The sequence below is a fragment of the Escherichia sp. WS3063 genome, assembly GCF_046486595.1.
In the GTDB taxonomy this organism is placed as follows: domain Bacteria; phylum Pseudomonadota; class Gammaproteobacteria; order Enterobacterales; family Enterobacteriaceae; genus Escherichia; species Escherichia coli.
This window is the reverse complement of sequence record NZ_JBJQKY010000004.1, coordinates 147839-160596: the sequence shown is the minus strand read 5'-3', so window position 1 is coordinate 160596 and position 12758 is coordinate 147839. Positions and strand designations below refer to the sequence as shown.

Annotated in this window: 17 protein-coding genes; 6 read left to right on the top strand and 11 right to left on the bottom strand. The window is 52.2% G+C overall.

Annotated elements, in window-relative coordinates; genetic code table 11:
* The gene (locus ACJHYW_RS05565) at positions 1–525 is read left to right on the top strand and encodes an SCP2 domain-containing protein (RefSeq protein ID WP_001361202.1); all 525 of its coding nucleotides are present in this window, start codon (positions 1–3) and stop codon (positions 523–525) included.
* The gene (locus ACJHYW_RS05560; protein WP_000908554.1) at positions 519–1022 is read left to right on the top strand and encodes a GNAT family N-acetyltransferase; all 504 of its coding nucleotides are present in this window, start codon (positions 519–521) and stop codon (positions 1020–1022) included. Before ACJHYW_RS05565 ends, ACJHYW_RS05560 begins: the two co-directional genes overlap by 7 nt.
* On the opposite strand, the gene yhbQ is transcribed toward ACJHYW_RS05560, so the two are convergent.
* Positions 1009–1311, bottom strand: coding sequence for a DNA damage response exodeoxyribonuclease YhbQ (gene yhbQ, locus ACJHYW_RS05555; RefSeq protein WP_000189307.1), 303 nt, complete (start codon positions 1309–1311; stop codon positions 1009–1011). The genes ACJHYW_RS05560 and yhbQ overlap by 14 nt on opposite strands.
* Positions 1312–1361: 50 nt before the next feature.
* On the opposite strand from yhbQ, the gene ACJHYW_RS05550 reads away from it, so the two are divergent.
* Positions 1362–1805 carry a YhbP family protein gene (locus ACJHYW_RS05550; RefSeq protein WP_000449455.1) on the top strand — a complete coding sequence of 148 codons (444 nt, stop codon included), beginning with the start codon at positions 1362–1364 and terminating at the stop codon, positions 1803–1805.
* Here the strand turns inward: ACJHYW_RS05550 and yhbO are convergent.
* Positions 1785–2303: a protein/nucleic acid deglycase gene (gene yhbO / locus ACJHYW_RS05545; RefSeq protein ID WP_000037593.1), complete on the bottom strand. Its 519-nt coding sequence runs from the start codon at positions 2301–2303 to the stop codon at positions 1785–1787. The two genes, ACJHYW_RS05550 and yhbO, sit on opposite strands and share 21 nt — an antisense overlap.
* 127 nt (positions 2304–2430) lie before the next feature.
* Here yhbO and ACJHYW_RS05540 point away from each other — a divergent pair, with 127 nt between their 5' ends.
* Positions 2431–3066, top strand: coding sequence for an NAD(P)H-binding protein (locus ACJHYW_RS05540; protein WP_001361205.1), 636 nt, complete (start codon positions 2431–2433; stop codon positions 3064–3066).
* A 72-nt stretch (positions 3067–3138) separates the two neighbouring features.
* Positions 3139–4179, top strand: a complete 1041-nt coding sequence (locus ACJHYW_RS05535; protein ID WP_000147632.1) for a permease — start codon at positions 3139–3141, stop codon at positions 4177–4179.
* A 112-nt stretch (positions 4180–4291) separates the two neighbouring features.
* Here ACJHYW_RS05535 and dolP read toward each other — a convergent pair whose 3' ends face one another.
* Genes dolP through lpoA form a run of 4 tightly spaced genes read right to left on the bottom strand, consistent with a single transcriptional unit; the run spans position 4292 to position 7876 of the window.
* Entirely contained in the window at positions 4292–4867 is a 576-nt protein-coding gene (gene dolP / locus ACJHYW_RS05530; RefSeq protein WP_000646049.1) for a division/outer membrane stress-associated lipid-binding lipoprotein, read from the bottom strand.
* Between the two features lie 9 nt (positions 4868–4876).
* Positions 4877–5467: a DnaA initiator-associating protein DiaA gene (gene diaA, locus ACJHYW_RS05525; RefSeq protein ID WP_001158035.1), complete on the bottom strand. Its 591-nt coding sequence runs from the start codon at positions 5465–5467 to the stop codon at positions 4877–4879.
* A 19-nt stretch (positions 5468–5486) separates the two neighbouring features.
* Entirely contained in the window at positions 5487–5882 is a 396-nt protein-coding gene (locus tag ACJHYW_RS05520; RefSeq protein ID WP_000246837.1) for a YraN family protein, read from the bottom strand.
* A complete protein-coding gene (lpoA, locus tag ACJHYW_RS05515) occupies positions 5840–7876 on the bottom strand; it encodes a penicillin-binding protein activator LpoA (RefSeq protein WP_000249118.1) in 2037 nt (678 codons plus the stop codon). Before lpoA ends, ACJHYW_RS05520 begins: the two co-directional genes overlap by 43 nt.
* 64 nt (positions 7877–7940) lie before the next feature.
* On the opposite strand from lpoA, the gene rsmI reads away from it, so the two are divergent.
* Entirely contained in the window at positions 7941–8804 is an 864-nt protein-coding gene (rsmI, locus tag ACJHYW_RS05510; RefSeq protein WP_000809263.1) for a 16S rRNA (cytidine(1402)-2'-O)-methyltransferase, read from the top strand.
* 49 nt (positions 8805–8853) lie between these two features.
* Here the strand turns inward: rsmI and ACJHYW_RS05505 are convergent, their stop codons facing one another.
* From ACJHYW_RS05505 to kbaY, 5 genes are all read right to left on the bottom strand, one after another.
* A complete protein-coding gene (locus tag ACJHYW_RS05505; protein WP_012311721.1) occupies positions 8854–9621 on the bottom strand; it encodes a galactosamine-6-phosphate isomerase in 768 nt (255 codons plus the stop codon).
* Entirely contained in the window at positions 9622–10413 is a 792-nt protein-coding gene (gene agaD, locus ACJHYW_RS05500; RefSeq protein ID WP_000534354.1) for a PTS galactosamine transporter subunit IID, read from the bottom strand.
* Positions 10403–11206, bottom strand: a complete 804-nt coding sequence (agaC, locus tag ACJHYW_RS05495) for a PTS galactosamine transporter subunit IIC (protein WP_000544474.1) — start codon at positions 11204–11206, stop codon at positions 10403–10405. Before agaC ends, agaD begins: the two co-directional genes overlap by 11 nt.
* 38 nt (positions 11207–11244) lie before the next feature.
* Positions 11245–11721 (bottom strand): PTS galactosamine transporter subunit IIB, encoded by a 477-nt coding sequence (gene agaB / locus ACJHYW_RS05490; protein ID WP_000098022.1) that lies wholly within the window; start codon positions 11719–11721, stop codon positions 11245–11247.
* Positions 11722–11887: 166 nt separating this feature from the next.
* On the bottom strand, positions 11888–12748 hold the full coding sequence (gene kbaY / locus ACJHYW_RS05485; RefSeq protein WP_000022766.1) for a tagatose-bisphosphate aldolase subunit KbaY: 861 nt from the start codon (positions 12746–12748) through the stop codon (positions 11888–11890).
* Positions 12749–12758: the final 10 nt, after the last annotated feature.

Here is a 12758-nt window from a genome sequence, read left to right as displayed (position 1 = left end):
GTGTTGGATAAACTGCGTTCCCGTATTGTGCATTTGGGGCCATCTCTGTTGAGTGTACCGGTAAAACTGACGCCATTTGCGCTAAAACGCCAGGTTCTTGAGCAGGTCTTAAGCTGGCAATTCCGTCAGGCGCTGGATGATGGCGAGCTGGAGTTTCTTGAAGGCCGCTGGTTAAGTATTCATGTGCGTGATATTGACCTGCAATGGTTTACCTCGGTGGTGAATGGCAAACTGGTCGTTAGCCAGAACGCGCAAGCTGATGTGAGTTTTAGTGCCGACGCCAGCGATCTGCTGATGATTGCGGCGCGTAAACAAGATCCGGATACGCTCTTCTTCCAGCGTCGGCTGGTAATTGAAGGCGATACGGAGCTGGGGCTGTATGTGAAAAACCTGATGGACGCCATTGAACTGGAGCAAATGCCGAAAGCCTTACGCGTGATGCTGCTGCAACTGGCGGATTTTGTTGAGGCGGGAATGAAAACCGCGCCTGAAACCAAACAGACATCGGTAGGTGAACCATGCTAATTCGAGTAGAAATTCCCATTGATGCGCCGGGTATTGATGCCCTGCTGCGTCGTTCATTCGAAAGTGATGCGGAAGCGAAGCTGGTTCACGATCTGCGTGAAGATGGCTTTCTGACGCTGGGGCTGGTGGCGACAGATGACGAAGGTCAGGTCATTGGCTATGTGGCATTTAGTCCGGTTGATGTGCAGGGCGAAGACCTGCAATGGGTCGGCATGGCACCGCTGGCGGTAGATGAAAAATACCGTGGACAGGGGCTGGCACGCCAACTGGTCTATGAAGGACTCGATTCGCTTAATGAGTTCGGCTATGCCGCAGTGGTGACGCTGGGCGATCCGGCGCTGTACAGCCGTTTCGGCTTTGAACTGGCGGCACATCACGATCTGCGTTGCCGCTGGCCGGGCACTGAAAGCGCCTTCCAGGTACATCGTTTAGCGGATGACGCGCTGAACGGCGTAACTGGTCTGGTTGAGTATCACGAGCATTTCAATCGCTTTTAATCTTTGGGGTTTGCAGGCTGCTCAACAGTTCTGCAAACCCTGCGCCTTCCGCTACCAGACGCTCTTTTTGCCGTTTGGTCAGTTGTTTAACGCGATATTCCGCCCGTAGTGCCAGCGAACGGTCGCCCACTGGCGCGAAAAATGCCAGCGTCAGTTCACCTTTCCCACGCAGTGCTTTTGCGCCTTTGCCGCTTTGATGTTGCTGATAGCGGCGTTCGACATCCGTGGTGATCCCGGTATAAAGCTTATTGTCGGCGGTACGGATCAAGTAAAGAAACCAGGGTGTCATCGTCTGCGTCGCATGTTAAGGTCAGGCCCACAGTATAAAAGAGAACAGCAATGGAAACACTCACCGCCATCAGCCGTTGGCTGGCAAAACAACATGTTGTCACCTGGTGTGTGCAGCAGGAAGGGGAACTCTGGTGCGCCAATGCCTTTTATCTTTTTGATGCACAGAAAGTCGCCTTCTACATTTTGACGGAAGAAAAAACACGCCACGCGCAGATGAGTGGGCCGCAGGCTGCGGTTGCCGGAACGGTAAACGGTCAGCCGAAAACAGTAGCGTTAATTCGCGGTGTGCAGTTTAAAGGTGAGATCCGCAGGCTGGAAGGTGAGGAAAGCGACCTCGCACGCAAGGCGTACAACCGTCGCTTTCCGGTTGCCAGAATGCTGTGGGCCCCGGTGTGGGAAATCCGGCTTGATGAAATCAAATTCACCGACAACACGCTGGGCTTTGGTAAAAAAATGATCTGGCTACGTAACTCAGGCACCGAGCAGGCGTAATGCCTCGCGGTTAAACGCTGGCAGATCGTCCGGTGTACGGCTGGTAACCAGCTGATCTTTATCGACCACCACTTCCTGATCGTAAAATTCCGCGCCCGCGTTTTTAACATCAATAATGATCGGTTTAACGGCAGTCAGTTTGCGCCCCCGAATCACATCGGCGCTGATCAGCAGCTGCGGACCGTGACAGATGGCGAAAACAGGTTTGCCGCTATTCACAAAATCACGGGTGAAAGTGACAAAACGGTTGTCGCCACGCAGATAATCCGGTGAATGGCCGCCCGGTAGCAGCAGGGCATCAAACTCCGCTGGCGTCACTTCATCGATGGATTTATCGATGGTCACACTGGCTTCTCCTTTTTTGCCTTTTACCGTTTTACCCGCTTGCTTTTCAATGGTAATCACTTCGTGTCCGGCTTTACGGAACTCGTCTGCGGGTGAAGTAAATTCTGAATCCTCAAATTCATCACTGATTAAAACGGCAATTTTCTTACTCATGCTTCCTCCGCGTTGTTGCATTGGATGAGGCGAATTTCCCACAATCGGGGATAATTACCTCATGGTCTATTAAGCCTGGTGCATGAGCCGTGGAGCGCAAGGCAGACAATTCTGTAAAGGAGCGAAGATGAGTCAGGTACTGATTACAGGCGCAACGGGGCTGGTGGGCGGTCACCTGCTGCGGATGTTGATTAACGAACCGAAAGTTAACGCCATAGCCGCGCCGACGCGACGTCCGTTGGGCGATATGCCAGGGGTGTTTAATCCCCATGATCCGCAACTGACCGACGCGCTGGCGCAGGTCACCGATCCCATCGACATTGTGTTTTGTTGTCTCGGCACCACGCGGCGAGAAGCGGGGAGTAAAGAGGCGTTTATTCATGCCGATTACACGCTGGTAGTGGACACCGCCTTAACCGGGCGGCGGCTTGGTGCGCAGCATATGTTGGTAGTCAGTGCGATGGGTGCCAATGCCCACTCGCCGTTTTTCTATAACCGCGTCAAAGGGGAGATGGAAGAAGCATTAATCGCCCAGAACTGGCCGAAATTGACCATTGCTCGCCCGTCGATGTTACTGGGCGATCGTAGCAAACGGCGGATGAATGAAACGCTTTTTGCGCCGCTGTTCCGTTTGTTACCAGGTAACTGGAAATCCATTGATGCGAGAGACGTGGCGCGGGTCATGTTGGCAGAGGCGATGCGGCCTGAGCATGAAGGCGTGACGATTTTAAGCTCTTCAGAATTACGCAAAAGAGCTGAATAATTATTCCCAAGAAATGATAGTGAGCGTAATATTCACGCGCTCAATTATCATATCTTATTCCTGGGGAATGCTATGACTGGTCAGTCTTCATCTCAGGCGGCAACGCCCATTCAGTGGTGGAAACCCGCGCTTTTCTTTCTCGTTGTCATTGCTGGTCTCTGGTATGTGAAATGGCAACCTTACTACGGCAAAGCGTTTACTGCTGCCGAAACCCACAGTATCGGTAAATCTATCCTTGCGCAGGCGGATGCTAATCCGTGGCAGGCGGCGTTGGATTACGCGATGATCTATTTCCTCGCGGTATGGAAAGCGGCGGTGCTGGGCGTACTGCTCGGGTCGTTGATTCAGGTGCTGATCCCGCGTGACTGGTTATTGCGTACGCTTGGGCAATCGCGCTTTCGCGGCACGCTGCTGGGAACGCTGTTTTCGCTGCCGGGCATGATGTGTACCTGCTGTGCGGCTCCGGTCGCGGCGGGAATGCGTCGCCAACAGGTGTCGATGGGCGGTGCGCTGGCATTCTGGATGGGGAATCCGTTGTTAAACCCGGCGACGCTGGTGTTTATGGGGTTCGTCCTCGGCTGGGGTTTTGCGGCGATTCGTCTGGTGGCGGGGCTGGTGATGGTGTTGCTGATTGCGACGCTGGTGCAAAAATGGGTGCGTGAAACACCGCAAACGCAGGCACCGGTCGAAATTGACATACCGGAAGCACAGGGAGGATTTTTTAGCCGCTGGGGCAGGGCGCTATGGACGCTTTTCTGGAGTACAATCCCGGTTTACATCCTTGCAGTACTGGTGTTGGGTGCCGCTCGCGTCTGGCTATTCCCCCATGCCGATGGTGCTGTCGATAACAGCCTGATGTGGGTGGTGGCGATGGCGGTGGCAGGATGCTTGTTTGTCATTCCCACGGCAGCAGAAATTCCGATTGTGCAAACGATGATGCTGGCAGGCATGGGAACCGCTCCGGCGCTGGCATTGTTGATGACGCTCCCGGCGGTGAGTTTGCCGTCACTGATTATGCTGCGCAAAGCGTTCCCGGCGAAAGCCCTATGGCTGACGGGGGCGATGGTGGCAGTGTCTGGTGTGATTGTCGGCGGGTTGGCGCTGTTGGCTTGATTTGAGGGAAAACATGTCGGATGCGGCGTAAACGCCTTATCCGACCTACGGTTTGCATCGTTGTAGGCCTGATAAGACGCTGCAAGCGTCGCATCAGGCATTACAAGGGCTGCTATTTAATAAACGTAAACGCCGTAGTTACCCGCTTCACGCCGCTTACCCGGCTGGCAATATCTGCCGCCGCTTTCGCTTCACGTTCAGTCACCAGCCCCATCAGGAACACTTCACCGTTTTCGGTGGTCACTTTCACGTTAGACGATTTCACCAGGTCGCTGGTTAAGAGCTGCGAACGCACTTTGGTGGTGATCCACGTATCGTTAGACGCTTCGCCCAGACCAATCGGCTGGCCCTGACGAATCTCGTTATACACTTCGTTGGCACCGTCTACGCCCATCGCAATTTGTTTAGCGCGAGCCGAAAGTTCAGCGTTTGGTGACTGCCCAACCAGCAGCACTTTGCCCTGATACGCCGTGACATTAATACGGGTTTCTTTCTTAATCTGTTCGTCTTTCGACAATGCGCTGTTTACGCGCACTTCCAGGGTACCATCGTCCACCTGGGTGCCGACACTGCGTGGGTCAGTTGCGGCTTTGGTACCCACAGCAGCGGTACCCACTACGGCAGCGGCAACACAACCTTGCAACAGCAGCGCGGAAAGAAGGACTGCGATTGGCGATAATGCCTTCATGTATTCTCCTTAAACATCCTGGTGAGGGAAAAGCGTGTTATCGATCAGATCGCACAGGCAATTTACCGTCAGCATATGCATCTCCTGAATGCGAGCACTACGATGCGAAGGAATGCGGATCTCCACATCCTGTGGCCCTAACAAACCTGCAAGTTCACCGCCGTCATAGCCGGTTAATGCCACAATGGTCATATCACGCGTAACGGCAGCTTCTACCGCTTTTACAATATCGCGGCTGTTGCCACGGGTGGAAATGGCTAACAATACATCTCCCGCATGACCCAGCGCCCGCACCTGTTTTGCATACACTTCATCATGTAAGCGATCGTTGGCAATTGCCGTTAAGACAACATTATCAGTATTTAGTGCAATGGCAGGTAAGCTGGGCCGCTCCGTTTCGAAACGGTTGATCATGCTGGCAGCAAAATGCTGTGCATTGGCAGCGGAAGTTCCATTACCACAACAGAGGATTTTGTTGCCATTGAGCAGAGACTGAACCAGCGTCATAGCTGCACGCGAGATGGCATCCGGAAGCGCCTCTGCCGCCGCAATTTGAGTTTGAATGCTTTCAGTGAAGCAAGCTTTAATTCTTTCTTGCACGCTAATCCTTAAACCTTAATTATGAGTGGTCATTAAAGGCATCCTTAATCCACTCAACCTCATTCCCGGTGAAGGCTACCACATCGAACCGGCAATCCACAGTATCAAAACTCCCATTATGACGCGCGAGCCACAAGCGGGCAGTCTGTAATAATTTGTGTTGTTTGCTGCGGGTCACACTGGCTGCCGCGCCGCCATAAAGCGCAGAGCGGCGGTAACGCACCTCGACAAAAACGGTGGTCCGGCCTTCACGCATTATCAGATCGATCTCGCCGCCACGCTCGTTCACGTTAGCGGCGATAAACCGCAGTCCTTTGCCTTCCAGCCAGCGACGCGCTTGTGCTTCCCACGCATCGCCGGTCTGTTTGGTGGTTAACTGGCGGGGACTACCTGACCTTGTTGGTACTGTAGCCATGATAACTTCCTGTTAATCACGCAATCCGGGTTAGCCGTCAGACTTCCGGTATTACCGTTGATTTCAAAACCCTGAACCTGGCGCATTTGTGAGAAATGATTTGCCAACGACCAGGCATCGACGCCCATCGCATACATGCGAGCCAGCGAATAATCGTTGTTCACCGCGCTGAGCGCCTGCTGCATTAATGGCAGATTACCGCCCGCCAGCATCGGGATTTCGCTATATTGCAAACCTTCCATTTCCAGACGGAAATCCGGACCCGCGGTGCCTTGTGCGCTTCGGGAGCTTGCGTACAGCGTTGCACCGCTCTGGCTACCGTTACGCATGGCGATCATCGGTTTGATAAAAGCGATTTCGCCCGGCGTTGCCACAATGTACACCGCATCGACACGGCCGCCATTATTGGTGAACTGGTCATCGGTTGGCGTGGTTTGCAGCGTTGGATTGTTGGTCGTCATGTCGGAGTCGGTTGTCGCTCTGGGAGTAATCGGGCTACCCGTTAAAGCAATACCCGAACCGCCGTTAACACCCGCGCGTAATTCGCTGGTGGAACCAAATTTTTGTTGCAGAACGGTGCCGCCACCCAGTTTCTGCCACTCTTGCGCAAACGCATTGGCTACGCGATCGCCCAATGAACTGCGTGGGATCAGCACCAGCGGCGCTTGTTTACCCTGGTCACGAATATGACGCGCTGCATCGCGCGCTTCGTCTTCCGGTGAAAGCGCGAAGTAACAAATATTGACGCGGTTTTCGATATTCTCCGGCTGGTTCAGTGCCAGCACGTTCAGCGGGGTGTTGCTCTTCAGCAACTCTTCAACGTTATTTTTCAGCAACGGACCGACCACAATACTCGCGCCATCCTGTTGAACCTGGTTGAGGATCTGGCTAAGTGGTTGTGATGATGTATCGTAGATTTTCAGCTCTGCGGATGGATTCGCGGGTGCGCTTACCGCTGCGGTGGTTGCCGCCGGGGCGCTTACAGGCACCGGCTGGGCCGCAGGTTGTTCACCGGTCAGATCGCTAACCGAGGCTTGTGCCGGGCTGGCAACGCCATCCACGGTTTGCGGCTGAGGTTGTTCTGCTACGTCTGCGGCAGGTGCGGCAGCTACCTGGGCCGCCACTGGCTGAGTGCCGATATTTTTCGCCGCTTCAAAGCCTTGCTGAATAGTGCGACCAAATACCGCTGCCTGGCCATTCAGTGGCAACAGCAGGGCGATTTTGTTGGTCGATGCTGGTTTAAACGCTTTTACGTTAACCAACTGCGTTGGCAGCATTTTCGCGCCCGGGTTGTTCGGATAACGTTTCTGCCAGTCGGCGATCCCGGCTTTCATCATGTCGGGATCGTTACGGTTATCAAACCAGATGCGCTGCAGATCCAACCAGCCTTGCAGAATATTTTCGTCGGCATTGATCACCAGCGTATTCGCCTGTTCCTGAGTCATGGAGGAGAGCGCCTGCCAGGTGGCGTCAATATTCTGCTGCTTTTCTTTCGCGCCGAGCAGCGGTTCCTGAGCAATTAACGCGCGCAGTAAATCAATGGAAGGACGCCCCTGGCTGGCATCGATTTTTGCCTGCCAGTAACGCGCTTGCTGGTTTTGTTCTAAATCTGCAGGTGTGATTTTCGCCAGCAAGTTTTGCGCGCCAGCAAAATCTTTCTGCGCCAGTTTAATCTCTGCCGCCAGCAGTGTTTTCTCGCGACGCTGAGAATCGTTCAGTTCTTGCGGTAGTTGGTTAAACAACTCCACCGCCTGTCCGGTTTTACCTTCTTTCACCAGTGCACGAATGGCGAGTAATTGCCAGTTGATCCTGGTATCATCAGAACTTTGCTGCATCTGTTGCAGGTAAAAGGCAGAATCAGCCTGCGCCGTGCCCTGCATATAAGCAGTGGACTGATCGGGAGTATGGGTGCCACAACCGGCGAAAATCAGGGCTGCCAGAACAACAGGCAGACAACGCGCGGCTTTCAAACGAGAAAATGTTGAGGGTACCATAATGTATCCAGTGATATTTTTTTTACGCAATGCTCAATATTAAATCGGCAATACGGACGACACAATGAAACAACACCAATCGGCGGATAATTCTCAGGGCCAGCTTTACATTGTACCGACGCCAATCGGCAATCTGGCGGATATCACCCAGCGTGCGTTGGAGGTATTACAGGCCGTTGATCTGATTGCCGCCGAGGATACGCGTCACACCGGTTTATTGCTGCAACATTTTGGGATTAATGCTCGGTTGTTTGCGCTGCACGACCATAACGAACAACAAAAAGCCGAAACGCTGCTGGCGAAGCTGCAAGAGGGGCAAAACATTGCGCTGGTTTCCGATGCCGGAACGCCGCTAATTAACGATCCTGGCTACCATCTGGTGCGTACCTGCCGTGAAGCGGGGATTCGCGTGGTGCCGCTACCCGGGCCGTGTGCTGCTATCACTGCGTTAAGCGCCGCGGGTTTACCATCCGATCGTTTTTGTTATGAAGGCTTTTTACCTGCCAAATCAAAAGGCCGCCGTGATGCGCTAAAAGCCATTGAAGCGGAGCCGCGCACGCTGATTTTTTATGAATCTACCCACCGTCTGTTAGATAGCCTGGAAGATATCGTTGCGGTATTAGGCGAATCCCGCTACGTCGTTCTGGCGCGTGAGCTGACCAAAACCTGGGAAACCATTCACGGCGCGCCCGTTGGCGAGCTGCTGGCGTGGGTCAAAGAAGATGAAAACCGTCGCAAAGGCGAAATGGTACTGATTGTCGAAGGCCATAAAGCACAGGAAGAAGACTTACCCGCCGATGCCCTGCGCACGCTGGCGCTGTTGCAGGCAGAACTGCCACTGAAAAAAGCGGCGGCGCTGGCAGCAGAAATTCACGGCGTGAAGAAAAATGCGCTGTATAAGTATGCACTGGAGCAGCAGGGAGAGTGATTACAGGCGTTGCAGCAGGAATAGCGCTACAACGCCTTTACCAGGCGAGTTAACGACGACACATTTCATCAATCACGCATGTGAAATGGTTATGCAGCCATAAAAACGAAGCCGGGATAGCGGTAGAGACTTTAGCCGTGAGAAAACGTTCTGTCGCATCCTGCTTTCCTTCGCCAGTCACCAGTAGCAAAACTTCGCGGGTATTGAGAATATCCTTCAGGCCTAAGGTGATCCCACGAGTCACGGGACGGCCCGCGGTTTTTAACATCTCATGTTGCTGTGTTCTGGCATCAAGTTGACTGATATGGCAGGCCGGTTGCAGGCTTTCTCCCGGTTCGTTCAGCCCAAGATGACCGTTTTTCCCCAATCCGAGAACGCATAAATCCAGACCGCCTTTGCGCGCAATCAGGTTCGTTACCCGTTCGCACTCTGTCTCATTTATCTCTTCAGAGCGAAAGCTGATGAGCTGGTCTTCACGCAGCCCCAGCGGCTGCACGATATGCTGTTGTAGGAAAGTTTCGCAGGTGCCAGGCATTGTTAATGGCAGATCCACCCATTCGTCGAGCTTCACGAAGGTGAGCTGGCTGACATCAACCTGCTGCTGGTGGATTTTTTCTACCAGATAATGATACGTCAGTAATGGCGTGGCTCCGGTCGCCAGGCAAATCACGGCATCCGGTTTACTACGGATCACGGCCAATAAATATTCGCTGGCACGTTCACTTAACGCCGTATAGTTTTCAACTTGTTGAAGGGTTTGCACAGGATGAAATTCCTTAAGTAAAGAGGCACCGCCAGACGCAGTGCCTCGTTCCATTTACAAAATGCCGAATGCGGAACAAACAATAGAGAGCACAAAAGTCACGCCGATTAACAGCACCGGATGCGCTTTTTTCACCCGCAGGAAGTAATACATCAGCAGGGTGTAGGCCATCGGTAAAATGTTCGGGAAGACTTTATCGAAGAAATCCTGCTGCAGTGCGACGCTGTGGGTACTGTCGATGGCAAACGATGTCACCACGTTAATATGCACATACGAAGCGATCAGCCCGCCGATTACCGTGATCCCGAGGATGGTTGCCGAACGAGCAATCATCTGCGAGTTCTTTCGCACTTTATCGATCGCCTTCACGCCGACTGAATAACCGACGTGGGTCCAGCCGACGCGCAGGAAGAAGATAAGCAGGTAAACGGCGAAAAACAAAATCGGCCCCAACAGGTTTCCCTGGCTGGCAAATGATGAGCAAATTCCCGCCATAATCGGCAATAAGGTAAACCAGAAAATCGCATCGCCAATCCCGGCGATTGGGCCAAACAGTGCCACTTTGAGGCCTTTAATGGTGTCGCGGTTTTCTCCTTTTTCTTCCATCGAAATTAATAACCCCATCAGGAATCCGACCAGATTCGGGTGGGTATTAATAAATTCGAGGTTATCTTTCATCGCCGCGCTTAGGCCCGGTTTGTCGTCCTTATAAATCTTTTTCAGGATCGGCAACATCGCCCAGGTAAAACCGCCCGCCTGCATCCTTTCGTAGTTAAAGCTCGCTTGCAGCAGTGACGAACGAAAGCCCAGACGGGTGATATCTTTTTTACTGATTTCAGATCCCATTGCTGTAGTCCTCTTCTTCATTTTTACTGGCAACGGGCTGCGGTTGCGCTTGCTGCCGGGATTTCGCATTGAAAAACTCATACACCGCAAAGCCTGCGCCCAGCACGGCAACCGGCAACAGGTTGCTGACCTGGATGTAGCAAACGAACAGGAAACCGGCGATCAGGTAAGGGATATATTGCGCTTTGAACATCACGCGCAGCAGCAAGCCAAAACCAACGGCAGGCAGAATACCGCCAGCCACTTCAAAGCCGTGGGTCAGCCAGGCGGGCATCGCTTTCACCAGCGCCTGCATCGCCCCTTGTGCCAGGTAAGTACAGAGGAAAGCAATCACCGCATACGCTGAAGCGACGATGAGCATCGTTGTCCAGTTAAGTCGGGAAAATGCTGCCGTATCCGCCTCTTTTGCGCATTTATCGGCTTTGGTCATAAATAATGAGAAAGCGGAATAGAAGAACAGAATGACGTACTGCATTAACAAACTAAACGGCAGGCCAAGACCAATTGCCGTTTTGGCATCAACGCCCGTAGACCATGCAATGACAGTGGTCATCAGACCCGCCATAATAGGGTTGGGCGGCTGAACACCACCTGCAGGGGTTAATCCGGCGAAAGCCAACTCTGTCAGGCCACCGGTAATTAAGCCAGTCTGAATATCACCGAGAATAGCACCTGTAAGGGTACAAACGATTATCGGGCGGAATAAAAATAAGGCTTCCAGCCAAAAATCAATCCCCAGAAAGAAAACTAACGCCGCCAGGGATAATCCCTGGAGTAGGGTTATTTCATGCATTTTTATTACCTCAAACCAATATTAAGGCGATTTTAGATTTAGTCAGGGATTTGTTCTTTTTGATCGCCAGGGACGTCCTGAATGAAAACATTCACGCCACGTTGTTTAATAAAACGTAAGTCCGCGAGATCCTGGTCATCGACATAAACTTTACTGCTGATTTGCTTTTTCCCTTCCGAGAAATGCATATTGCCGACGTTGACATCTTTCAGGTCAATACCACCTTCTACCAATTTACGTACCGTTTGTGGCGTACGGCAAATCAGGAAGATCTTCTGATGCGGTGCAGCTTTGCCGATGACGTTAATGGTTTTTTCGATAGTAAAGAAACGAATGCCAAAGCCGTAGGTTTCTGCGGTAATACCCATTAATTTCTGTTGAATATCATCGTTAGCGACAACATCATCCACGACTACCAACAGATTCGCACCGATGGTGGATGTCCAGGTCACGCCAACCTGACCGTGAACCAGACGGTTATCAATACGGGTTAAGAGAATATTTGGACTGCTCATTGTGTAATCCTCACCATAAAGTTGAATAATATAATTTTTTTAAATATATTATTGTTGCGATATTGTACTGATGTATTTATTAAGGTTTAGTCATCTCCTTTTCCATTAAGGCACTCCCCGATATTAATCGGGAAGTACATTGGGATAAATCATAAAAAACTAATGATTATGCTGAAATTCGATTCGCTGAACCACAGACATTAATTTTATTTCTGACAACTTCTTTCATCGCATCCATTCCGACGCGCATATAATAACGAGGATCATTACCCTGCGGATTTTCCGCAAACCAGGCTTTAACCGCGCCAGCGAAGGCTATTTTTAATTCTGTGGCAACGTTCACTTTTGTGACGCCAAGTTCAATAGTGCGACGGACAAATTCATCCGGGACATCGCTGGCACCATGCAGCACCAGAGGAACATCCACCACTTCACGAATTTCCGCCAGCCGCTGGAAATCAATCTTCGGCGTTTTGCTGTATAAGCCGTGCGCCGTACCAATCGCTACCGCCAGGCTGTCGACGCCAGTCAGTTCGACAAAGCGTTTAGCTTCTTGTGGATCGGTCAGGAATGCACTTTCGGCGTCAACGCTCATGTCATCTTCAACACCGCCCAGGCGGCCCAGTTCTGCTTCCACGCTGCAATCCTGTGAGTGGCAGAAGTCGACAACCGATTTCACCAGCTTCACGTTCTCGGCAAACGGGAAGTGGCTGCCGTCGATCATCGCACTGCGCACGCCTGCGTGGACTTTACGGCGAATATCATCCAGCGATTCGTGGTGATCAAGATGCAGTGCCAGCGGCATGTTATAGGTCGTGGAATAGGCGCTACACAGGGCGTAGATCTCTTCCAGCGCGATATGCTTAAAGGTCCCCGGCGTCCCGGCGAGGATCACCGGCGATCGCATTTCACTGCACACTTCGAGGATCGCCTGGATCGTCTCGGCGTTATGAATGTTAAAGGCAGGCACCGCGTAGCCATTGGCCTGGGCGTCCTGTAACAGATATTTGGTGGAGATAATGCTCATAATGCGATCC

Excerpts from the sequence above, each read along its gene's own strand:
- yhbO (WP_000037593.1), bottom strand. The coding sequence starts at position 2,303 with ATGAGTAAGAAAATTGCCGTTTTAATCAGTGATGAATTTGAGGATTCA.
- yhbQ (WP_000189307.1), bottom strand. The coding sequence starts at position 1,311 with ATGACACCCTGGTTTCTTTACTTGATCCGTACCGCCGACAATAAGCTT.
- ACJHYW_RS05520 (WP_000246837.1), bottom strand. The coding sequence starts at position 5,882 with ATGGCTACAGTACCAACAAGGTCAGGTAGTCCCCGCCAGTTAACCACC.
- ACJHYW_RS05505 (WP_012311721.1), bottom strand. The coding sequence starts at position 9,621 with ATGGAACGAGGCACTGCGTCTGGCGGTGCCTCTTTACTTAAGGAATTT.
- ACJHYW_RS05535 (WP_000147632.1), top strand. The coding sequence starts at position 3,139 with ATGACTGGTCAGTCTTCATCTCAGGCGGCAACGCCCATTCAGTGGTGG.
- agaB (WP_000098022.1), bottom strand. The coding sequence starts at position 11,721 with ATGAGCAGTCCAAATATTCTCTTAACCCGTATTGATAACCGTCTGGTT.
- ACJHYW_RS05550 (WP_000449455.1), top strand. The coding sequence starts at position 1,362 with ATGGAAACACTCACCGCCATCAGCCGTTGGCTGGCAAAACAACATGTT.
- ACJHYW_RS05560 (WP_000908554.1), top strand. The coding sequence starts at position 519 with ATGCTAATTCGAGTAGAAATTCCCATTGATGCGCCGGGTATTGATGCC.
- ACJHYW_RS05540 (WP_001361205.1), top strand. The coding sequence starts at position 2,431 with ATGAGTCAGGTACTGATTACAGGCGCAACGGGGCTGGTGGGCGGTCAC.
- kbaY (WP_000022766.1), bottom strand. The coding sequence starts at position 12,748 with ATGAGCATTATCTCCACCAAATATCTGTTACAGGACGCCCAGGCCAAT.
- agaD (WP_000534354.1), bottom strand. The coding sequence starts at position 10,413 with ATGGGATCTGAAATCAGTAAAAAAGATATCACCCGTCTGGGCTTTCGT.
- dolP (WP_000646049.1), bottom strand. The coding sequence starts at position 4,867 with ATGAAGGCATTATCGCCAATCGCAGTCCTTCTTTCCGCGCTGCTGTTG.
- rsmI (WP_000809263.1), top strand. The coding sequence starts at position 7,941 with ATGAAACAACACCAATCGGCGGATAATTCTCAGGGCCAGCTTTACATT.
- lpoA (WP_000249118.1), bottom strand. The coding sequence starts at position 7,876 with ATGGTACCCTCAACATTTTCTCGTTTGAAAGCCGCGCGTTGTCTGCCT.
- agaC (WP_000544474.1), bottom strand. The coding sequence starts at position 11,206 with ATGCATGAAATAACCCTACTCCAGGGATTATCCCTGGCGGCGTTAGTT.